19 protein-coding genes are annotated in these 21,409 nt (G+C 69.7%); 13 read left to right on the forward strand and 6 right to left on the reverse strand.

Going from position 1 to position 21,409, the window contains the following annotated elements; all coding sequences use genetic code 11:
* Positions 1-4 precede the first annotated feature (4 nt).
* On the reverse strand, positions 5-970 hold the full coding sequence (locus tag ACQW02_RS10670) for a Bug family tripartite tricarboxylate transporter substrate binding protein (protein WP_431285223.1): 966 nt from the start codon (positions 968-970) through the stop codon (positions 5-7).
* A 30-nt stretch (positions 971-1,000) separates the two neighbouring features.
* Entirely contained in the window at positions 1,001-2,416 is a 1,416-nt protein-coding gene (locus tag ACQW02_RS10675) for an amidase (RefSeq protein ID WP_431285224.1), read from the reverse strand.
* Between the two features lie 424 nt (positions 2,417-2,840).
* On the opposite strand from ACQW02_RS10675, the gene ACQW02_RS10680 reads away from it, so the two are divergent.
* A complete protein-coding gene (locus ACQW02_RS10680; protein ID WP_431285225.1) occupies positions 2,841-4,409 on the forward strand; it encodes an ABC transporter substrate-binding protein in 1,569 nt (522 codons plus the stop codon).
* A 3-nt stretch (positions 4,410-4,412) separates the two neighbouring features.
* On the opposite strand, the gene ACQW02_RS10685 is transcribed toward ACQW02_RS10680, so the two are convergent.
* Positions 4,413-5,483: an amidohydrolase family protein gene (locus ACQW02_RS10685; protein ID WP_431285226.1), complete on the reverse strand. Its 1,071-nt coding sequence runs from the start codon at positions 5,481-5,483 to the stop codon at positions 4,413-4,415.
* A gap of 528 nt (positions 5,484-6,011) precedes the next feature.
* On the opposite strand from ACQW02_RS10685, the gene ACQW02_RS10690 reads away from it, so the two are divergent.
* Positions 6,012-7,475, forward strand: coding sequence for a right-handed parallel beta-helix repeat-containing protein (locus ACQW02_RS10690; RefSeq protein WP_431285227.1), 1,464 nt, complete (start codon positions 6,012-6,014; stop codon positions 7,473-7,475).
* Positions 7,476-7,801: 326 nt separating this feature from the next.
* On the opposite strand, the gene ACQW02_RS10695 is transcribed toward ACQW02_RS10690, so the two are convergent.
* The 3 genes from ACQW02_RS10695 to ACQW02_RS10705 all read right to left on the reverse strand — a co-directional run bounded on the left by ACQW02_RS10695 (position 7,802) and on the right by ACQW02_RS10705 (position 10,556).
* Positions 7,802-8,431 carry an arylsulfatase gene (locus ACQW02_RS10695; protein ID WP_431285228.1) on the reverse strand — a complete coding sequence of 210 codons (630 nt, stop codon included), beginning with the start codon at positions 8,429-8,431 and terminating at the stop codon, positions 7,802-7,804.
* A 10-nt stretch (positions 8,432-8,441) separates the two neighbouring features.
* Positions 8,442-9,011 carry a hypothetical protein gene (locus ACQW02_RS10700; RefSeq protein ID WP_431285229.1) on the reverse strand — a complete coding sequence of 190 codons (570 nt, stop codon included), beginning with the start codon at positions 9,009-9,011 and terminating at the stop codon, positions 8,442-8,444.
* Between the two features lie 333 nt (positions 9,012-9,344).
* Positions 9,345-10,556, reverse strand: coding sequence for an MFS transporter (locus tag ACQW02_RS10705; RefSeq protein WP_431285230.1), 1,212 nt, complete (start codon positions 10,554-10,556; stop codon positions 9,345-9,347).
* A 128-nt stretch (positions 10,557-10,684) separates the two neighbouring features.
* Between ACQW02_RS10705 and ACQW02_RS10710 the strand changes: the two genes are divergently transcribed.
* From ACQW02_RS10710 to ACQW02_RS10760, 11 genes are all read left to right on the forward strand, one after another.
* Positions 10,685-11,263: a YqaA family protein gene (locus ACQW02_RS10710; protein WP_431285231.1), complete on the forward strand. Its 579-nt coding sequence runs from the start codon at positions 10,685-10,687 to the stop codon at positions 11,261-11,263.
* A gap of 54 nt (positions 11,264-11,317) precedes the next feature.
* Complete coding sequence (locus ACQW02_RS10715) at positions 11,318-11,980, forward strand: sulfite oxidase-like oxidoreductase (RefSeq protein WP_431285232.1); 663 nt, start codon at positions 11,318-11,320, stop codon at positions 11,978-11,980.
* Positions 11,981-12,020: 40 nt separating this feature from the next.
* Positions 12,021-12,515, forward strand: a complete 495-nt coding sequence (locus tag ACQW02_RS10720) for a glutathione peroxidase (protein WP_431285891.1) — start codon at positions 12,021-12,023, stop codon at positions 12,513-12,515.
* A 9-nt stretch (positions 12,516-12,524) separates the two neighbouring features.
* Complete coding sequence (locus tag ACQW02_RS10725; protein ID WP_431285233.1) at positions 12,525-13,391, forward strand: PhzF family phenazine biosynthesis protein; 867 nt, start codon at positions 12,525-12,527, stop codon at positions 13,389-13,391.
* 80 nt (positions 13,392-13,471) lie between these two features.
* Entirely contained in the window at positions 13,472-14,455 is a 984-nt protein-coding gene (locus tag ACQW02_RS10730) for a Bug family tripartite tricarboxylate transporter substrate binding protein (RefSeq protein WP_431285234.1), read from the forward strand.
* 13 nt (positions 14,456-14,468) lie between these two features.
* The gene (locus ACQW02_RS10735) at positions 14,469-16,298 is read left to right on the forward strand and encodes a bifunctional sugar phosphate isomerase/epimerase/4-hydroxyphenylpyruvate dioxygenase family protein (protein ID WP_431285235.1); all 1,830 of its coding nucleotides are present in this window, start codon (positions 14,469-14,471) and stop codon (positions 16,296-16,298) included.
* Positions 16,299-16,621: 323 nt separating this feature from the next.
* The gene (locus ACQW02_RS10740) at positions 16,622-17,035 is read left to right on the forward strand and encodes a DUF3830 family protein (protein WP_431285236.1); all 414 of its coding nucleotides are present in this window, start codon (positions 16,622-16,624) and stop codon (positions 17,033-17,035) included.
* A 58-nt stretch (positions 17,036-17,093) separates the two neighbouring features.
* Positions 17,094-18,068: a Bug family tripartite tricarboxylate transporter substrate binding protein gene (locus tag ACQW02_RS10745; RefSeq protein WP_431285237.1), complete on the forward strand. Its 975-nt coding sequence runs from the start codon at positions 17,094-17,096 to the stop codon at positions 18,066-18,068.
* Between the two features lie 87 nt (positions 18,069-18,155).
* Positions 18,156-19,676: an ABC transporter substrate-binding protein gene (locus ACQW02_RS10750; protein ID WP_431285238.1), complete on the forward strand. Its 1,521-nt coding sequence runs from the start codon at positions 18,156-18,158 to the stop codon at positions 19,674-19,676.
* Positions 19,677-19,704: 28 nt separating this feature from the next.
* Positions 19,705-20,616, forward strand: a complete 912-nt coding sequence (locus tag ACQW02_RS10755) for an ABC transporter permease subunit (RefSeq protein ID WP_431285892.1) — start codon at positions 19,705-19,707, stop codon at positions 20,614-20,616.
* On the forward strand, positions 20,613-21,398 hold the full coding sequence (locus ACQW02_RS10760; protein ID WP_431285239.1) for an ABC transporter permease: 786 nt from the start codon (positions 20,613-20,615) through the stop codon (positions 21,396-21,398). Before ACQW02_RS10755 ends, ACQW02_RS10760 begins: the two co-directional genes overlap by 4 nt.
* Positions 21,399-21,409: the final 11 nt, after the last annotated feature.

Raw genomic sequence — 21,409 nt, forward strand, 5'->3', positions numbered from 1 at the left:
ACGATCAGCTCGCCGTGGCGCCGGAGGCGCGGATGATCGGCGTCCACTTGTCCGTCTCCGCCTTGATGAAGGCGGCGAGTTCCTCCGGCGACGTGGGCACCGTGTCGATCTTGCGCTGGGCGAGCTGGCCGACCAGGTCCGGATCGGTCAGCGCCGCGCGTGTGGCGCGGATGAGCGTTTCCATGATCGGCGCCGGCACGCCGCGGGGCGCCATCAGCGCGCTCCAATCCGTCATGTCGAAGCCTGGCAGCCCGGCCTCGGCGACGGTGGGCAGCTCGGGCATCAAGCGGCTGCGCGTCGCGGTCGGGACCGCGATCAGCCGCAGCCGCCCGGTCTCCGCCTGGGGCTGCGCGCCGGAGGCTGGGGTGAAGGCGAAATCCACCTGGCCGGTCATCAGGTCGGTGATCAACGGCGCGCCACCGCGATACGGCACGTGGATATTCTGCACCCCGGCCATCACGTTCAGCTGCTCGCCCGCCAGGTGCCCCGCCCCGCCGGCGCCGGAGGAGGCGAAGGTCAGTGGTGCGGCCTTGGACGCCGCGATCAGTTGCGCGGCATCGCGCCAGGGCTTTTGCGCCTGGATCGCCAGGACATTGAGAATCATCGCGACGCGCGAGATCGGCGCGAGGTCGGCCTGCGGGTCGAAACTCATGTTGCTGTAGAGCGAGGGATTGATCGACAGCCCGGCGATCGTGCCCAGCAGCACGGTGTAGCCGTCCGGTGCGGCTCGCACGACATATTCCGATCCGATATTACCGCCGGCGCCGGTGCGATTTTCGACAATGACCGGCTGGCCCAGGATCGGCTGCATCTTCTGCGCCATCAGCCGCGCCGCGATGTCGGTCGTTCCGCCGGGCGGAAAGCCGACGATCATGCGCACGGGCCGGCTGGGGAAACTGCCCTGCGCATAGACGGCGGGGGCGGCAAGCAGGGCGGGCGCTGTGGCCAGCAGGGTACGACGACGCATCATCGGCAGGGCTCCTGGAAAGGTGTCGGACGTCTAGGCATCGGTGGAAAGCAAGGTGTCGCGGACCCAGGCGGCGATGCCGCAGGCCGCGGCATCCTGGTCGGCGAAACCCGCGACCTGCACGCCAAGCGGCATGCCCTCGTCCACCAGCAGCGGCAGGGCAAAGGCGGGCGCGCCCACCAGGGTCCAGGGCAGGGCGAAATTGCGTGACCCGGTGAAGGCATGGTCGCGAATGGCGGGTCCGCTGGAGGCCAGCATGACGAAGCCATCGGTCCGGCCCACGAAATCCGCGACCATGGCGCGCAGCCGCGCGCGTTCTTTCAGCGCGCTGGCATACCCCGCGGCATCGAGGCGCCCGGCGCGCGCCAGCAGGTCATGGATGCGACCACCGACCTGGTCTGCGCCGTGCGCGCGGTAGGAGGAGAGGGGCCAGCGTGCTTCCCAGGCCAGCAGGTCGTTGGCGTAGTCGTTGATGCCGCGCAACGTGGCTTCCAGCGCCGCCGTGGCGGGGTCGTTGCCGGCATCCAGGATCCGCACGCCGCCGCGTGCCAGGCGCGCCACGGCATCTTCGAACGCCGCCTGCGAACTGGCCGGGGTTTCCGCCCAGCCCAGCGTGTCCAGCCGCACCAGAGTGGTGGGTCGATGCGCGGGCGGTGCCTCCAGCGGCCCCACCAGCCCAGGATGCGGCGGCATGCCGCCGATCCGGACGGAGATCGCCATGGCGGCGGCCCAGACGTCCTCCAGGCTCGCGCCGATCAAGCCCAGATGGTCCAGCGTCGGCGCCAGGGGGGCGAGACCGCCGACGTGCAGCGCGCCATGCGTCGCCTTCAGCGCATAGGCACCGCAATAGCCCGCGGGGCGGATGGTGGAGCCATGGGTCTGCGTCCCGAGGCCAAGGCTCGCCATGCCGGCCCCGACAGCGGCGGCGGACCCTGACGATGATCCACCAGGCGTGCGGCTGGTGTCATAGGGGTTCCGCGTCGGCCCGGAATTGCCGCAGGCGAATTCGGTGGTGACGGTCTTGCCGACGACCACCGCGCCGGCCTGTCGCAGCGCCAATACGCACGCCGCATCCCGTCGCGCGTCAAAACCCTGGAAGATGGGGCTGTTCATCTGGGTCGGCAGGTCGGCTGTCTCGATCATGTCCTTGACCACGATCGGCATGCCATCGATCGGCGACAGCGGCTGTCCCGCCTTCCACCGCGCACTGGCCGCATCGGCGGCGCTGCGCGCGGCATCGAGCCCGAGGGTGACGAAGGCCGCGATGGCCGGTTCATCGGCTTCCAAGGTCGCGATGCGCGCTTCGAGGAATGCGCGTGGTGTCAGCGCCCCGCTGGCGAAGGCCGCGGCCTGCGGCACATAGGGGCGTGTGAGCGGATGCCGCGGGTCATGGACGCGGCTGAACTGGGGCGCGTCTGGCGATAGTGGCTGGACGGGATGGGGGGTCACGCGAATCTCCGGTGGCGGCAGGCCGCATGGCACCGTCGGCACGGGGCGTTGTCCACAATCTGATCGCCACGCCGTGTCGCTTTATCGGGCTGATGGGCGGGATCGCGGGTGAAGCCAGCCTAAAACATCACCAGCCTGACCCGCCGCTAAGCACCTCTCGTCGCCCGTGTGGGATATCGTCGACAATTCGGCGCGGCGTCGTGGCCAGCAGCGGCGAGGGTGCGGCGCATTTCTGCCCGCTGTTCCGGCAGATCGGCGCAGCCGATGGGCAGTCTGCACAAAGCGCGTCTGCATACGGCGTTCGGCAGGCCCTGCGATGGCTCACGAGGGCCTGTGGCCCCGGGGAGGGGCGACTATCCTGGCGCGACATGCCGCGGCGCGAAGCCTGCCCGCCACGAACCAGGACACCATCGCGATGACCCTGATGCGACGACTCCTCCTTGCCTGCGCGCTCCTGTCCGGGATCGGCCTCCAGGACGCCGCGGCGCAACCGAACCTGCGCATCGCCGTGGAGGCCGAGATCACCTCGGTCGATCCCCACTTCCACAACCTGGCGCCCAACAAGGCGGTCTCGGCGCATTTCTTCGACGCGCTGATCCTGCAGGACCCCGAACAGCGCCTGCTGCCGGGACTGGCGGTGTCCTGGCGCGCGATCGACGACACGACCTGGGAATTCAAGCTGCGCGAAGGCGTCACCTGGCACGACGGGTCGCCGTTCACGGCCGATGACGTGGCCTTCACCATCGGCCGCGCGCCCAGCGTGCCGAACAGCCCATCGTCCTTCGGCCTGTATATCCGCCAGATCGCCGAAACCACGGTGGTCGATGCGCATACCATCCGCTTCCGCTCGGCCAGCGCGTTTCCCTTGATGCCGGTCTACCTCAGCACCTTTGGCATCGTGTCGCGCAAGCATGGCGCGAGTGCGACAACGGCCGACTACAACGAAGGCCGTGCGATGATCGGCACCGGGCCGTATCGCTTCGTCTCCTGGACCCGGGGCGACAACATCGTGATGACGCGCAACCCGACCTATTGGGGCGGCGTGCAGCCCTGGGGCACGGTGACGATGCGCTTCGTCCGCAGCCCGGCCTCCCGCGTCGCGGCGCTGCTGGCGGGCGACGTGGATGTAATCGACGCCCTGCCGACGGCCGATATCCAACGGATCGAACGCAACACGCGGTTTCAGGTCAGCCGCGCGATCTCCAACCGCAACATGTATGTCTTCGTCGACCATCTTGAGCGCCAGTCGCCCTTTGTCGCCGACCGGCAGGGCCGGCCGCTGCCGGTGAACCCGTTCCGCGACCTGCGCGTGCGTCGCGCCGTCAGCATGGCGATCAACCGCGACGCCATGGTGTCACGCGTCATGGATGGCGCGGCCGAGGCCACCGGCCAGGTGATGCCGCGCAACTGGTTCGGCTGGACGCCGACCTTGCCGCCGCCGACCTTCGACGTGGATGGCGCCAAGCGGTTGCTGGCCGAGGCCGGCTACCCCGACGGTTTCAACCTGACCATCCATTGCAGCAACAATCGCTACGTGAATGATGAGCGCATCTGCCAGGCACTCGGCCAGATGCTGACCCGTGCCGGCATCCAGACCCAGGTGCAGGCGCTACCTTTTGCCGTCTGGATCACCGGGGCGAGCCGGCAGGACTACAGCATGATTTTTGGTGGCTGGGGGATCGACACCGCGGAACCCTCCTCACCCCTGGGATCGCTGTTGGCGACCTATGACCGTGCGACGGGGCAGGGCGCGTCGAACCGGTCGCGCTACAGCAACCCGGCCCTCGACCGCATGGTGGCTGAAGGATTGGCCACGATGGATGACGCCGCGCGCCAGCAGGTTTTTATCCGCGCGACGGAGTTGGCGATGAATGACGTCGGGCTGGTGCCGCTGCACCACCAGGTGAATCTCTGGGCGGTGCGCCGTGGCGTGACCCATGCGGCGAGGGCCGATGAATGGACCCTGGCGATGAGCGTGACCCCGGCGAACTGAGTTTCAGATCGACAAAAGCCCTGCGCAGCCCGGCGCATCCGCAAGCCGGTACACGCGCAGGGCCGTGCCGGAAAACAGCGCGCGCGTTTCGGCCGCACCCGCGCCATGGGCCAGGCGCTTGAAGGCGTTCCAAAGCACGGCATAGCCGCACATGCCCTTGTCCACCGGAAAATTGCTTTCGAACATGCAGCGCTCGGCGCCGAAGGCCTCGATCAAGGGTTCGATCACCGGCCGCCAGGCATCGGCGAGGTCCATCGACGTGGGCGGCCGTTCGCGAAGATGGAAGTCGTATCCGCCGACCCCCATGGCCAGGCCGCCGAGTTTCATGACCGTGTTCGGCAGGGCTGCCAGGGCAAGCACCTCCTGTCGCCATTCGACAAAGCCCTCCATCCGGCGCCCGGCGTAGGGACCCGCCCCGAGCGGCCCGCCGCAGTGGTTCACCACGACGGTCAGCTCAGGCAAGGCCCGCGCCAGCGCGGCCACATGCCGCAACTGCGTCTGGTAGGCCCAGATATCGAGGACCAGGCCGTGTCCCGCCAAATGCCGGGCGCCCTGCACAAAGCGGGGATCTTCCAGCGGGCCCGGCGGCGGGCCGATCAGGTTCGACCGGATTTCGGCGGATGGATGCCAGGCGGTGCGGTTGCGTATGCCGCGGAAGCGGCGACCGGCTGTGGCCTGGTGCGCCTCCAACAGCGGCGCCACCTGGTCGCCGAGCGTGAGGTCGACGAAGCCGATGATGCCCGCGCAGGCCCGCATCGGGCCATGGGCGCCGCTGGCGCTGACCGCGGCGATGCCGTTGACGAACTCCGTCTCGCCGAGCGAACGCTCCGCTTCCGGCCCGTCGGCGCGGTACATCGCGGCGCATTGCACGAAGACCGTCGCGCGGATGTCGTGCCCGCTGCCTGTGTCGCGCAGCAGGTCGTCGAGGAGGTAGCGCTCAGCGTTCCGGTCCCACAGGTGGTGGTGCGGGTCGATGATCGGCAGCGCGGGGTCGATCGCCGCCTCCTGCACCTGGGCGAGCCAGTGTTCGCGGATGGCGATCTGTCCCTGGGGCGTCGAATGGTGTGTTTGCATGATGGGCAGGCTGCCCGGCGCGCTGGGGTGGGCGCAAGGCCGAGGGGCGTGGCGCCCTCATATCCCGGGTCGAAGGCCTATGATTCCGCCGCAGGGGCACCCGCGGTCCTGTGGCGACGGGCGCATCAAATCGCAGCGCGAACCTGCCACCCCAAGCAAGACGGATCACGGCAATGCCAGGCCGCATGGTGGCGTCGCATATCCGGTCAAATAGTATGTGCCACGGCGCAACGATACATCTGAGTGGTCGTAGAAGATGGAAATACACAACCACACATTGTCATCGCGTTAACTTGTGGTTGAGATGCTGAACACGATTCTCGAGGTTTTCAGCGCATGTTCAAAGACCGCCGCCTTTTCACGCCTGCGGGTCATGTGTACGATAGGTTCGAATTTTCGCCCGATTCTTCGTTGTATGAGACAGTTAACTTAACATTCGGTACCGGTATCAGTAGTTCGCCATCCACCGATAGTTTGGCCAGCACGGCGAACAATCCCAATCTCAATATCAACCCAATGCTATGGGGAATGGACGTCGACCCGACGGTGGGTTTCGTCCAGGACGTTCCGGAAACGCTCATGCTGGGCGATTCCACGCCGGCCGAGAGCAGGGCAGCGGCGTCGGCCATGCCTGACGCCGCGGATTCGGCGTCGGCGGAGGCCGTCATGCTCGCCGCCCCGGCGACGTCGACAACAACAGCCGACATCGCAATGACAATGTCGCTCGCACCCGCTTCGGCCGCCGGCGACGGGTCATCCATTGGCAGCGATAGCCCGGCGCAGGATAGCGCCGTGTCCCTAGCCCCGGCGACGATCGCCGCGGATGCCGCACCCAGCATCACCTCGGATGCGCCAGCCACCCAACAGGTCGTCTTCATTGATCCGTCGGCGGCCGAACCAGGCGATGGCAGCGCGGCGCACCCATTCTCCTCCTGGATTTTCGTATCGCTCGTCGCGGGCAACATCTACCTGCAGAAGGCGGGCACGGTGCTGGACGGTCCGCTCGTCCTGCATGGCGAGGGCACCGAAGCGGCGCCCATCCTCATCGGCGCCTACGGGACAGGCGCGGCGCCGGTCGTGCGCGGATCCATCATGATCGAGAATTCGGCCCACCTGACGCTTTCGGGCTTCGACGTGCAGGGCAGCCAGCTTGCCGGCATTGCCGTGCAACACGGTTCGCACAACATCATAATCGTGGGCAACAACATCCACGACAACAGTGTCGGGGTCTGGTTCAGTTCTGATTCCGGCGGCGGCAACCTGCTGATCAACAATACGATCAGCGGCAATGCCATCCATGGCATCGCCTTCAACAAGACCGATCATCGCGCCAATCCGACGCTGGTCGCCGACAATGTCGTCACGGACAACGGCAGCCACGGTATCGAGATCAATGCCAACGGCATCGTCGTTCTGGGCAATGCCTTCAGCGGCAATGGGCATTCGATTTCGGGCAGCTCCGGGATCCACGTCTACGGTGGGGTCGGGCAGGCCGATGGGTTCGGCAATGACAACATCATCGTGAGCAACACGATCACGGACACGCACGAGGCCGGCCAGGGCTATGACGGCAATGGCATCCAGCTTGACCAGTTCACGGCGCGGAACATCGTCGTCAGCAACACGGCGTCGGGCAATGACGGCGCCGGCATCATCCTGTTCGACTCTGCGATGAACATCGTCATCGAGAATACGCTGACGGGCAACGCGCTGGACCGAACCGACAGCCGTCACTGGCAAGCCGAACTCATTTTGGCCAGCGACGATCGTGCCGCGCCGGATCTGACCGCCAGCAACCTGATCATGGGCAACATCATTACGCCGCGGGATGCCGACGTGCTGGGCATCTGGGTGGACACCCTGACGGCGGATAATGCGAACCAGATCAGCAGCAATTCCATCGCTGCGATGAGCGGGGACGTCGGGTTGAATATGGCGTTCCTGAGCACGAGCCCCGTCGCCGGCGGCGGCGATGACATCTGGGGCGGCTGACGGCAGGCGATCGATCCGTGCCGATCAGGGCACCGTCATCGCCCAGGCGACCCACCAGCGCTCTGCCGCCGAGGGGGTCCGGATCCCAGGAAGGGCCGTGGGGTTTCACCTGCGATCCAGGCGACCCCGCGTGCTCGCATCGACGCATACGATGAGGACCCGCTGCCGCAGACGATCGGTGCCATCGGCTGGGCGCCGATGCGGAACGGCAGGGGGGGTGACACGCCAAGATCCGCGGACATCCGAACCGTCACCCCATCCGTACAGGCGCCTCAGCCGTGCGCGGGCCTTTGGCGAGGGACGGCCAACCCGGTGCGGACGCGCACCTACCGCCCAAGCAACCGCCGTATCTTCCTGACCGCACTATCCGGCGTCGTCAGCACCGGCAACCCTGTCGCCGCCGCCACCCCATCGGCGGCCCGCGCCAGGCTGAACTGCGCCAGCGCGATCACGTCGCAGCCGGCCAACCCGCGCGCCGCCTCGGCCGCCAGGCGGTCGTGCAGGGCGCCATCGCCCGCGTCCAGTGCCGCCATGGCGCCAGGGATCAGGCAGGGCACGACCTCGACCCCCGTTGGGAACTCGGCCGGCATGCTGTCCAAGGTCGGCTGAAAACTGGCCAGCAGGCCGATGCGGCGGTACTTCGCCGCGTCCTCGATCATCGCCTCATTCGGCTTCAGCACGGGGATCGGGGCGAAAGCCTCGGCGCAGGCCTCGATGCAAGGGCCGAAGGCGGAGCAGGTGAACAGCACCCCATCCGCCCCGGTGCCGATGGCGTAGCGGGTCAGCGCCAGGAACCGTTCGGTCATGCGCGGGGTCAGGTGGCCGACCGCGGCCAGATCCTCGGACAGCGAGGTGTCGAGCAGGCTCATCACCCGCGCCTCGGGCCAGAGCCTGGCCATTGCCGCTTCGATCGAGGGGGGCGAATGCCGCAGGGCGTGGATCAGCGCGATACGCACAGCGAACAGCCTAGTTGCAGCGCTTCAGCGGCGAGGGAAATTCCGAGCAGTTCGGAAAGACGATCTCATCCTCGCCACGCCGTTCGACGCGCAGCGCATTGGGATTGGCGCAGCCGAAGGCGGAGTCGCGCCCCGGCGGCTGGGCACCGAAGGCGCTGATCGTCGGCGCGGCCGGCGCAAACCGGAACTCCAGCCCGTTCTGTTGCTGCGACACGGTTTCGATCAACCGCTGGCGATAGGCGACGTCGAGCGGCGAGGAGCGCATGACCACGTCGCGGGTGAAGATGACGGTGGCCGATCCGGCGCAGGACGGGCTGTCCACATCGCCCGGCGGAAAAATGCCGCCGGTCCACATGCCGAAGAGCCAGCCATGCGGCGGGCCGGCCGGGGCCGGGTCGGGCGTCGCGGCGGGTGTCGCCGGGGCAGGGGTCGCGGCGGGCGCCGGAGTCCGGGCTGCGGGGGCCGTGGCGGCCGGGGGCCGGGTCTGCGCATCGCCGGCCAGCGGCGCGCCCAGCATCGGCAGCAGGACCAGCGAGGCCAGGAGCCACGGGCGACGCGGAGAGGTCTTGTCGGATGTCATGCCTAGCGGTGTAGCCCGGTCCGCGGGCGGGGCCAAACCCCCCTGGCGTCGGTGCGGCCAAGTTTCGGTCCGCTTCCAGTCGGGCCGGTCATACTTGGCTGTCGGTCTTTTCGCGGCGCGGCCCACGCCTCGGCACCATCGGGAGCGCCCCTGCATGCCCAATCCCTCGCCGGGCGACGCCGTGGCGCTGGCGGAACGGGTGCTGGGGCGGTGGCACGACAAAATTTCCAGGTGCTGGGGCGCGCGACCGTCTCGATCGGCGGCGCCGAGTATGTGGCAGGGGGAGGAGGTGGAGAGCCTGCTGGCCCAGGCCGCCACATTGACGCCGGCGGGCTACGCCCGCGCCGCCAACCCCGCCGCCGGCCCGTCGCGCACCGGCAGGTGCACCACCGCCGCGAAAGCCGCCATCAGGATCCCAAAGATCCACATCAAATCGTAGGATCCGGTGCGGTCGAACACCAAGCCGCCCAGGAAGGCCCCCGTGAAACCCCCGATCTGGTGGCCCAGGAAGACGATCCCGAACAGGGTCGCCAGCCAGCGCGTGCCAAAGTTGCGCGCGACCAGCGCCACCGTCGGCGGCACGGTCGACAGCCACAGCACGCCCATCACGGCGGAAAAGGCCAGGACCGTCTCGGTGGTCTTTGGCGCCAGCAGGAAGACGGTCATCACCACGCCGCGCGCGGCGTAGATGCAGACCAGCAATTCCCGCCGCTTCCAGCGCTGCGCCAATTCGCCGGCCGCCAGGCTGCCGAAGACATTGAACAGCCCGATCAGCGAAATCGCCCCGGCCCCGACCCAGAGCGGCAGGTGGCAGGTCGCCACGAACCCCGGCAGGTGCACCGACAGGAAGGACACATGCACCCCGCAGACGAAAAACCCGAAGAACAGGTACCAGAAGGTCGGCGTGCGGAAAGCCAGGTCCAACGCCTGCCGCGCGGTCTGTTCCGGCACGGCCAGGTTCGGCGGCGGCCGAGGCGCCTCCTTCAGCGCCAGCGCCAGCGGGATCATCAGCAGCGCCGCGGCGGCCATGGCAAACAGCGCGCCCTGCCAGCCAAAGGTCGCCAGGCCGACCCCGGACAAGGGCACCACCAGGAACTGGCCGAAGGACGACCCGGCGGTGCCGAGCCCCACGGCGCGGCCGCGCAATTCGCCCGGCAGCATCCGCGTCAGGGTCGCCACGATCACCGGCATGCCGGCGGCCGACACGGCCACCCCCATCACGAAGCCGGCAAAGGCGGTGAAGGCGCCGAGCCCATCCGACAGCGCCATGCCCAGGATGCCCAGGGCATAGAGCACCGCCCCCCCGATCAGCACGACCCGGCCGCCGTAGCGATCGGCCAATTGCCCGCAGAACGGCTGGGCGACCCCGTTCAGCAGCACCTGCAGCGCGATGGCCAGGGCAAACCCCGCCGCGGGCCAGCCGCGTTCGGCCGTCATGGGGGCAAGGAAAAGCCCAAAGGATTGTCGCAGCCCCATGGCCAGTGCCGCCGCCATCACGGCGCAGGCGATGATCAGGGTCCAGTTCCGGGAGGATGGCAGATTCATGCCGTCACTGTCCCCCATCGGCTTCCCGGGCGATACCGGCGGGCGCGGGGGGACCTGACGGGGGCCCATGCGCGCCAAGCATTGCTGCGGGGGTTGGACGGAAGCGGCGCGGTATGGGAAGGGCGGTCATGATCAGAAAACTCTATGACCGCATCATCGCCCTGGCCGCCCACGAGCGGGCCGGGTGGTGGCTGTTCGGTGTTTCCTTCGCGGAGAGCAGCTTCTTCCCCATCCCGCCCGATGCGATGCTGATCCCGATGTGCCTGGCGCGGCCGGAGCGGGCCTGGCGCTATGCCGCGCTCTGCACCATCGCCTCGGTGCTGGGCGGGATCCTGGGCTATGCCATCGGCTATTGGCTGTTCGACGCGGTCGCGATGCCGGTCCTGGCGGCCTATGGGCACCCGGACGCGATGGTGAAGTTCCAGGGCTGGTTCGATGCCTGGGGGCTCTGGGTCATCCTGATCAAGGGCTTCACGCCCATCCCCTACAAGCTGGTGACGATCGCCTCGGGGGCGGCGCATTTCAGCTTCGTCGTGTTCATCATGGCCAGCGTGGCGACGCGGGGGGCGCGGTTCTTCCTGCTGGCCGGGCTGCTGCGGGCGTATGGCCCCCCGATCCGCGAGTTTATCGAGACGCGGCTGACCGCGGTCACGACGGTGGCCGTGGTCGCGGTCGTCGCGGGACTTCTGGTGGTGCGGCTGCTGTAATCGCTTGCATCCGGCGGGCGGCGTCGCACGTATAGGCGCAGAAAGGGGAACCCCATGGCCGAAGATGACGTCACCCTGACCGGCGCCGTGAAGCCCAAGCTGGTCGCGGCCAAGCAGGCCTGGGCGCGCGATGGACGGCTGTTGACCGGCGATACCTCCGGCCACAATCGCCTGCCGCCTGGCCAGACGCTGGTGCAGGACTGGCCGGTGCTGGACCTTGGGGTGCAGCCGACGGTGCCGGTCGCGGCGGCCACGCTGGCGATCGACGGATTGGTCGGAATGCCCCGGACGCTCGACTGGGCGACGTTGCAGGCGATGCCGCGCCAAGCCTGGGTCAACGACATCCACTGCGTCACCCAATGGTCGCGCTACGACAACACCTGGGAGGGCGTGCCCCTGCCGGCGCTGCTGGCCCTGGCCCAGCCCGGTCCCGAGGCGCGTTTCGTCGCCATGGAATCGCACGACGGCTACACCACCAACCTGCCGCTGGCCGATCTGGACCGCGACGACGCCTTCCTGGCGTTCTCCTGGGACGGCAAGCCGCTGGAGCGCCAGCATGGCGGCCCGATGCGCCTGGTGGTGCCGCACCTCTACCTGTGGAAATCCCCCAAGTGGATCAAGCGCCTGACCCTGACAGCCGAGGATCGGCCGGGGTTCTGGGAAGTCCGCGGCTATCATCATCGCGGCGATCCCTGGGCGGAGGAACGCTATGGCTGACCTCCGTCGCCGCGCCGTGCTGGGCGGGCTGGGGGCGGCGATGGCCAGGGCGGCCCAGGCGCAACCCGGGTCCTTCTACGAATTCACGCTGACCTCGCTGGAGGGCGAGGCGCTGCCGCTCGCCGCCTGGCGCGGGCGGCCCGTGCTGGTGGTGAACACCGCCTCCTTCTGCGGCTACACGCCGCAATTCGCCGGGTTGCAGGTGCTGGCGGACCGCTTCGCGGCGCGGGGGCTGGTGGTGCTGGGCGTGCCGTCCAACGACTTCAACCAGGAAGCGGGTGATGCCAGCCGGGTGCGGGCGATCTGCGACACGCATTTCGGCATCACCTTCCCGATGGCGGCGATCGGGCATGTGCGCGGGCCACGGGCGATGCCGCTGTTCCGCTGGCTGGCCGAACGTGGCGGTGGTGCGCCGCGGTGGAATTTCCACAAATTCCTGGTGGCGCGGGATGGGCTGGCGGTGCGGGGGTTTGTCACCAACGTCGAACCCGGGTCGCCCGGGATGCTGCGTGCCGTGGACGCGGCCTTGGGCTAGCCTGCGCCCATGCGCAAAATTCCCTTCGTCACCGTCGATGTCTTCACCGACCGCCGTTTTGGCGGCAATCCGCTGGCGGTCTTCCCCGACGCACGTGGGCTGTCGGATGCCGAGATGCAGTCGCTCGCCGCCGAATTCAACCTGAGCGAGACGACCTTCGTCCTGCCGCCCGGGGACCCGGCCAATACCGCCCGCGTCCGCATCTTCAACCGCACCGCCGAAATGCCCTTTGCCGGCCATCCCAATGTCGGCACCGGCTTCGTCCTGGGCCAGCAGGGCCGCGCCCGCGACGGCGTGCTGCGGTTCGAGGAATTGGCCGGGCTGGTCGAGGTCGTGCTCGACCAGGACGGCGCCACCATCGCCGCCCCGCAACCCCTGACCCTGGGCGCGACGTTCCCGGCAGCCCCGATCGCCGCCTGCGCCAGCATCGCCGCCGTCGAGGTGCTGCTTGGCGCCCACCCGCCCATCCTGGCCGGGATGGGCAATGACTTCATCATCGCCGAGGTGACGCCCAGCGCCCTGACCCGCGCGGCACCCGATATCGCGGCCTTCCGCCAGGCGCGCGACGCCACCGGCCATGGCGGCCGCATGGCCCTGCTGCTCTATGCCCGCGACGGCGACGACCTGCGGGCACGCATGTTCGCCCCCCTGTCCGGCACGCCGGAGGACCCGGCGACCGGCAGCGCCAATGTGGCGCTGGGCGCGCTGCTGCTGTCGCTGTCCGACGCGCCCACCCTGCGCATCGACGTGATCCAGGGGGTCGAGATGGGCCGGCCCAGCCTGCTGCGCATTGCCGCACAACGTGCGCCCGATGGCATCCGCGCGACCGTGGGCGGCGGCTGCATCGAGGTCTTGCGCGGAGAGGCGTTGGTCTGACGCCCAGGCGACGCTAAGCTCCCGCAACGAAGGCAAGCGGGACTAAAAAATCCGCGCCAGAAAGGGAGGGTTTTTCGTCTATGACCGTCACCATCACCCGCCGCGGCTTCGCGGCCTTCGCGACGCTTGCCGCCGCACCCAGCCTGGCCCTCGCACAGGCCAACAGCGACTGGCCGTCGCGTGCCGTGACCCTGGTGGTGCCATGGGCGGCTGGCGGGTCGACCGATGCGGTCGCCCGCATCCTGGCCAACCGGCTGACGCAGGACACCGGCCGCGGCTTCGTCGTGGACAACCGCACCGGGGCGAATGGCACCATCGGCTTCGGCACCGTCGCCCGCGCCCGGCCGGATGGCTACACCATGCTGGTTAGCACGGTCAGCACCTATGCCATGGCGCCGCACCTGATGCAGGTGCCCTACGACAATGAACGCGCCTTTGTCGGCATCGGGCTGATCGCGGCGATGCCGATGATTTTGGTGGTGCCCAAGGCCTCGCCCTACCAGACCCTCGCCCAGTTCATCGCGGCGGCGAAATCCTCGGGCTCGCGCATGGTCTATGCCAATTCCGGCACCGGCAGCAGCACACACCTCGCGACCGAATTGTTCCTGCAATCGGCGGGGATCGAGATGCCCGACGTCGGCTATCGCGGCGGCGCCCCCGCCGTGCAGGGCGTGCTGGCGAATGAGGCGCAGATGATCATGCAGGCGGCGTCCGGCGTGATCCCGCTGATCCAGTCGGGCGACCTGCGGGCACTCGCCATCTCCAGCCGCGACCGCAGCCCCGTCGCGCCGGAGGTGCCGACCTTCCGCGAACAGGGTTTCCCGGAGTATGAGGTCTACGAGCACATCGCCGTGCAGGCGCCGGCCGGCACGCCGGAGGCCATCGTGCGGCGCATGAACGCCCTGACCAAGGCGGCGATGGAAAACCCCGACACGGTGCAGCGCCTGGCGGCCCTGGCCGTGGTGCCCACGGTCGGCAGCGTGGAAGACTGGGGTCCCTATTTCACCGCCGAGAACGCCAAGTGGCGCGAAGTCATCCGCAGCCGCAACATCCGCCTGCAATAGAGAAGGAACTCGCATGCCCCGGCAGCGCTGCATCGCCACGGTCTGCCTGTCGGGCACGCTGCCGGACAAGCTGGAATCCATCGCCGCCGCCGGCTTCGATTCGGTGGAGATCTTCGAGAACGACCTGCTGGGTTTCGACGGCACGGCGCGCGATGCCGGGCGCATGGCCACCGACCTTGGGCTGAAGGTCGCGCTGTTCCAGCCGTTCCGGGATTTCGAGGCGATGCCCGGTCCGCAGCGCGCCCGCAACCTGGATCGTGCCGAGAAGAAATTCGACACGATGCAGGCGCTGGGCGCGCCGCAGGTGCTGGTCTGCAGCAACACCCAGGCGGCGTGCCTGCCCGAACCCGAACGGGCGGCGGCGGACCTGCGCGACATGGCGGAGCGCGCGCATAAGCGCGGGCTGACCGTCGGCTATGAAGCCCTGGCCTGGGGCCGCCACACCAACCGTTGGCGCCAGGCCTGGGATATCGTGAAGGCGGCGGACCACCCGGCGCTGGGGCTGATCCTGGACAGTTTCCACACGCTCTGCCTGGGCGACGATCTGGCCGGCCTGAAGGACACCGTGCCGGCGCACAAGCTGTTCTTCCTGCAACTGGCCGACGCGCCGGTGCTGTCGATGGACCCGCTGTCCTGGAGCCGCCATCACCGCAACTTCCCGGGCCAGGGCGAATTGCCGGTCGCGGCCTTCCTGCGCGACGTGTTGGCCGCCGGCTACGCCGGGCCGCTGTCGCTGGAAATCTTCAACGATGAATTTCGCGCGGCCCCGTCGCGCCGCATCGCGCGCGACGGGTTGCGCAGCCTGATCTGGGCCGAGGAACAGGCCGGCGGCATCACCCTGCCGGCCGTCCCGCGCCTGGACTGCATCGAATTCCTGGAATTCTGCGTCGACGCCACGGCCGCCGAGGAATTGGGCGAGTTCCTCAGCCCGCTCGGTTTCCATCGCGCCGGGCAGCATCGCTCCAAGCACGTCAGCCTGTGGCGCAATGGCGCGGCCAACCTGATCCTGAACGCCGAGCCCGACAGTGCCGCGGCCGAGCGTTTCCAGATGTCGGGCATCGGCGTCTGCGCGATGGCGCTGCGCGTCGATGACCCCGATCGCGCAGCAGCCCGCGCCGAGGCGCTGCTGGTCCCCGTCTTCGGCGAACGCATCGGTGAGGGCGAGGCGCGTATCCCCGCCATCCGCGCCCCCGACGGCGCGCTGGTCTACTTCGTCGAAGCGCCCGAGCCTGGCGCCCATCCGCTGTGGGAGGATGATTTTGTCATGGAGCCGGTGCCCCCGGGCACCTGCCTCGGCATCGACCACGTCGCGGAGGCGCTGACACCGGGGATGCTGGACAGTTTCGCGCTGTTCTACCGATCGGTGCTGGGGCTGGCGCCCGAGCTGCTGTGGGAATTGCCCGATCCCTATGGGCTGGTCCGCAGCCGGGCGTTTTCGGCGGGGGGCGTGCGGCTGCCGCTGAATGTCTCGGAGTCCGGGCGGACCGGGACGGGGCGCTTCGTCTCGGCGCTGGCGGGGGCGGGGGTGCATCACATCGCCTTCGCGGTCGCCGATGCGGCGGCGGCAGTGGGGCAGGGGATGCTGGAGATCCCGGCGACCTACTACGAAGACCTGGCCGCGCGCTTCGGGCTGGATGACGAGGCCCTGGCGGCCTTGCAGGCATCCCACCTGTTGTATGACGAGGATACGGCGGGGCATCGCTTCCGCCACGCCTATACGCAGCCCTTCCACGACCGCTTCTTCCTGGAAGTCGCCGAGCGCGGCGAAGGCTACGCCGGCTACGGCGCGGCGAACGCCGGCGCGCGGATGGCGGCACAGCGGCGCGCCCGCGCCGGCGGCTGAGGCTTGGCAGCGAAGGCTGCCTCGGTTAGCAGGCTGGTGAGACGCGGGGGGGCGGCGCTTTGAGAGGGGCTTTGCCCCTCTCAAACTCTCCCCACCAAGGGGCCGTGGCCCCTTGGAACCCACGCTGTTGGTAAAATAAAGAGAGGGGCATGGTCCGCCCATTGGTCAATGGCGAACCCGTGACGCCCCTCTCTTTATTTTACCAATACTCCGCCGGTCCAGGGGCGGCGGCCCCTGGTGGGGGAGGTGTGGAGGGGGCGAAGCCCCTTCCACGGCGCTGTCCTCCCCATGTCTCAACCCTGCTCCAGCACAAGGAACGCCGCGTGGCCGACATCATCATCGAGATTGCCGGCGAGGCCTTCGAAGCCCGCTTCGAGACCGCCGACGCGCCCAAGACCGTGGCGCGCTTCCGCGAATTGCTGCCGTTCAGCGACCGCATCATCCATGTCCGCTGGTCGGGCGAGGCCTGCTGGATCCCGATGGGCGAACGCGACCTGGGCATCGGGTTCGAGAATGCGACCAGCCACCCGGCCCCCGGCCATGTCATCGTCTATCCGGGCGGCGTATCGGAAACGGAGATCCTGGTCGCCTACGGCCCCTGCTGTTTTTCCAGCAAGGCCGGGCAATTGGCAGGCAATCATTTCCTGACCATCACCAACAAGCTGGACCGCCTGGCCGAGTTGGGCCGTGCGGTGCTGTGGGAAGGCGCCAAGCCGATCACCTTCCGCAAGGGCTGATCCTTGCTGGCATGAGGTTTGCGTAACCTTCGGGGCCATATTTGCCCCGGAGACCCCCATGCGTCGTCGCCCACTGCTCGCCGCCAGCCTGCTCGCGCCCCTGGCCGCGCCCCGCCTGTTGTCGGCGCAGGGCGCCTGGCCGCAGCGGCCGGTGCGGATCGTCAACCCCTATGCGCCCGGCGGCACGTCGGATCTGGTGGTGCGGCTGCTGGCGCCGATGATGGAACGCGCCTTTGGCCAGCCTTTCATCATCGACAACCGGCCGGGCGCCGGTGGTGCGGTGGGCACCGCGCTGGTCGCGGCGGCGCCGGCCGATGGCTATACCTTGCTGGTGACGAATACGGGGCCGCTGGCGGTGTCGCCATTTCTGTCGCCGGCGCCGAACTACGATGCGCAGCGCAGTTTCAGCTACATCACCATGTTCGGCGGCGCACCGATCCTTTGCGCGGTCAGCGGCAATGGGCCGCTGCGCAACATGGCCGACTACAAGGCCGCGGCGGCGGTGCGGCCGGAAGCGGTGAGCTTTGGCTCATCCGGCGTCGGCTCGGTCGGGCACCTGGCGGGGATGCTCTGGGCGCAGGAAGCCGGGGTGGAATTGCTGCATGCGCCGTTCCGTGGGGCGGCCGATGCCGAACAGGCGATCCTGAGCGGCAGCACGACATCCCTGTGGAACACCGTGGGCGCCCATGTCGGCGGCATCCGCGGCAACAGCATCCGCGGCCTGGCGGTGACCAGCGCCGAGCGCGTCGGCGCCACGCCGGACGTGCCGACGGTGATCGAGGCGGGGTTCCCCGGCTCGGTCGCGTCCAACTGGTTCCTGCTGGCCGGGCCGGCGAACATGTCGCCGGAGATCGTCACGCGCCTGCGGACCATGCTGGCCGCGGCGATGGCCGAGGCGCTGGTGAAGGAGCGTTTCGTGGGCATCGGCCTGGTCTCGCTGGGCGACCCGGCGCCGGCCGAGATCGCGGGTTTCGTTGCGACCGAGGCGGCGCGCTGGGCGCCGGTGGTGCGCAAGTCGGGCGCGACCGGGTAGGCGCATCCGGCGGCGGCTAACCATGGGGTAACTTGCGACGTAGTCGCAGTTGCAGGTATTTCCAGGCCAGCCCTGGAGACTGCCCTGATGCACCTAAGCCGCCGCGCCCTGTTCCTGACCGCCGGCGCCGCCGGCCTGTCGGCCCCGGGCTTCGCCCTGGCGCAAGGCGCGCGCGCCCTGACCGTCAGCCAGTTCTCGGAAACCCGCGACCTGGCCTCGATCGACCCGATGCGCAGCCTGGATTTCACCATCCCGACCAGCCTGATCTTCGACACACTGCTGGAACGCGATGCCGCGGGGCATCTGGTGCCGAGCCTCGCCACCGCCTGGGCGCGCATCGCACCGACCGTTTGGCGCTTCACCCTGCGCGGGGATGCGCGCTTCCACGACGGCAGCCCGCTGACCGCGGCCGATGCCGCCGCGACCGTGAACTTCGCGATGGAACCCGCCAACCGATCGGGCCTGCGGCTGCAGATCCAGCCCGTGGCCCGGGCCGAGGCGCCGGATGCGACGACCTTGTTGCTGCATACCTCGCTGCCGACCGGCCTGCTGCCGCAGATCGTCGGCGCGCTGCCCGTGATGCAGGCGGCGCAACTGGCCGCCGCCGATGCCCCGTTCCGTAACCGCCCGGTCGGCAGCGGCCCCTGGCGGCTCGCCGGCTGGCAGCCGGGCGAGAGGGTGGAGATGGAGGCGACCGGCACGCATTGGCGCCAGCCGCAGCCGGCCTTTGCCCGCATCACCGTGCGCGCCGTGCCGGAAGCATCGACACGGGTCGCGGACCTGCTTTCGGGGGGCGCGCAGATCGCCGCCGACATCCCGCCGGGTCTCGCCGGCCGCATCGCCCGCGGCGGCGCGCGGGTCGTGGCGCAGCCCGGGGCGCGCACGCAGTACCTGTCCTTCTGGTTCCGCCCGCCCTTCGACGATGCCCGGGTCCGCCGCGCGGTGTACCACGCCATCGACCGCCAGGCGCTGGCCGACGCCGTCTGGGGCGACCTGGCCGAGGTCGCGACCGGCGCCGTGGCGCGCGGCGCGGGGGGCTATGTCGCGGCCTATCCTTTCGCCGACCACGACCCCGACCGCGCCCGTGCGCTGCTGCGCGAAGCTGGCATCGCAGCACCCCTGGCCGTGGACCTCGATACCCCGCCGGCCGAGATGCAGGCGGCCCAGGTGCTGCAATCGCAGATGGCGCGGGCCGGTTTCACCGTGCGGATCAATCCGCTGGACAGCATCGGCGCCGTCTTCGACACGCGCCGCCTGGCCGGGCAGGCGGCGGGGCGCATCTTCATCGCGACCGCGCTGGACAATCACGTGCACGACGCCGTGCGCCCCTATACCGCCTTCTATGCCCAGGCCGGGTTCTTGAAGGCCGCGCTGGGCTACAGCCCGGACGCGCGGCTCGCGGGGCTGCTCGCGGCGTATATGGCCGAGGAGAACGAGGCGGCGCGCGATGTCGCCTCCGCCGCGCTCATGGCGGTCGCGCGCGAGGATGCCGCCGCGATCTACCTGGCCTATCCCAAGGCGGTCTACGGCGTCGCCAACGCGGTCGAGATGCCGCCGAACACCCATGGCCGGCTGGACTTCCCGACCCTTCGCCCGCGCGCCGCGTGAGGGTGCGGCAAGGCCGCGCGGCGTGAGCATGGCCACCGCGGCCTGGCGTTTCGGCATGGGCGTGCTCGCCCTGCTGGTGGCCTTGCTGCTGCTCGGCCTGGCGGCGGATCTGCTGGGCGATCCGGTCAGCCGCCAACTGGGTCCGGAGGGCATGGACGCGGCCGGGCTGGCGGCGGCGCGCGGGGCATTCGGGCTGGACGCGCCGGCGCTGACGCGGCTGTTCGCGCCGCTGCTGGACCTGGCGCGCGGCGACCTGGGCACCTCGACCTGGCTGCGGCGCCCGGCGGGGGAGGCGGTGGGCCAGGCGCTGGGCATCACCCTGCGCCTCGCGGCCCTGGCCTGGCCGCTTGGGCTGGCCGGGGGGGCCTTGCTGGGGCTGGTGCTGGCGGCGCTGCCGCCGGGGTTGGCGCGGGTGCCGTTGTTGCTGCTGTCGGTGCCCGGCTTCGTCGTCGCCGTGCTGGCGGTGGAGGTCTTCGCCGTGCAACTCGGCTGGGTGCCGGCGGCCGGTTACAGCGGGTTGGTGTCGCTGCTGCTGCCGGCCCTGCTTCTGGCCGCGGCACTGGCGGTGAAACTCGGGCTGCTGTTGCAGGACCGGCTGCGTGGCATGCGGCGGGAGCCCTTCATCGCCTTCGCCGAGGCGCGTGGCCTGCCCGTCATGCGGTTGCTGCTGGTCTATCGCCTGCTGCCGGCCTCGACCCTGCTCGCCCGCTACGGCGCCTTGCAGGCGGGCTATCTGCTCGGTGGGGCCTTGGTGGTGGAGACGGTCTTTGCCCTGCCGGGGCTGGGGCGGCTGGCGGTGCTGGCGTTGCAGCACGCCGATTTGCCGCTGCTGCGGGCGGCGATGCTGGCGGCGGGGATCGGCTTCCTGCTGGCGCGCTTTGCCGCCGAGCTCGCGCAGGCCGCACTCGATCCCCGCCCCTCGGCGGCGGTGCTGGCGTGAAGCGGGCGCTCGGGATCTCCCTGCTGGCCGCGGGCGCCATCGTGGGGGTGGCGGCGCTGCTGCCGGATCCGCTGGCGCTGTCGGGCGCGCGGCTGGCGCCGCCGTCGGCCCAGCATCCCTTCGGCACCGATCCCCTGGGGCGCGATGTCGCCGCGCGCGTGGTGGCGGCACTTCCGGGCAGCCTCGGGCTCGCGGTCGCGGGGCTTGGCCTGGGGCTGGCCGCCGCCCTGGCGACCGCCCTGCCGGCCGCGTGGCTGGAACGCCGCCCGGTCGGGGCGGCGATCGATGGCGCTGCGCAGGCGCTGCTGTCCTTCCCGCCGCTCTGGCTGCCGCTGGTCGTGCTGGCCCTGGCCGGTCGCGGGGCGGGGGCGCAGATGCTGTGCGTGGCACTGGTGCTTTGGGCCGACCTGCATTGGGTGCTGCGCGGCGAGGCCCGGCGCATCCTGGCGGAACCCTTTGTCGAGGGCGCCCGCGCGATCGGCTTCGCCCCCGCGACGATCCTGCTGCGCGATGTCGTGCCGAACCTGGCCGGCGCCTGCGTCTGGCTCGGGCTGGTCAAGCTGCGCGCCGCGGTGGTGCTGCTGGCGACCTTGGCCTTCCTGGGGCTCGGCACGCCGCCGCCGGCGCCGTCCTGGGGCGCGATGGTCGCCGAATCGCGCGACTGGTTCCTGGATGCGCCCTGGCTGCTGGCCGCCCCCGCCGGGGCCATCGCGCTGAGCCTGCTGGTCGCCGCCATCCTGGCGGGGCGGCTGCGCATACAGACACTCGTTTCCACAGCGTGACAGGACTGGAA

The organism is Humitalea sp. 24SJ18S-53 (genome assembly GCF_050632385.1).
Lineage (GTDB): Bacteria > Pseudomonadota > Alphaproteobacteria > Acetobacterales > Acetobacteraceae > Humitalea.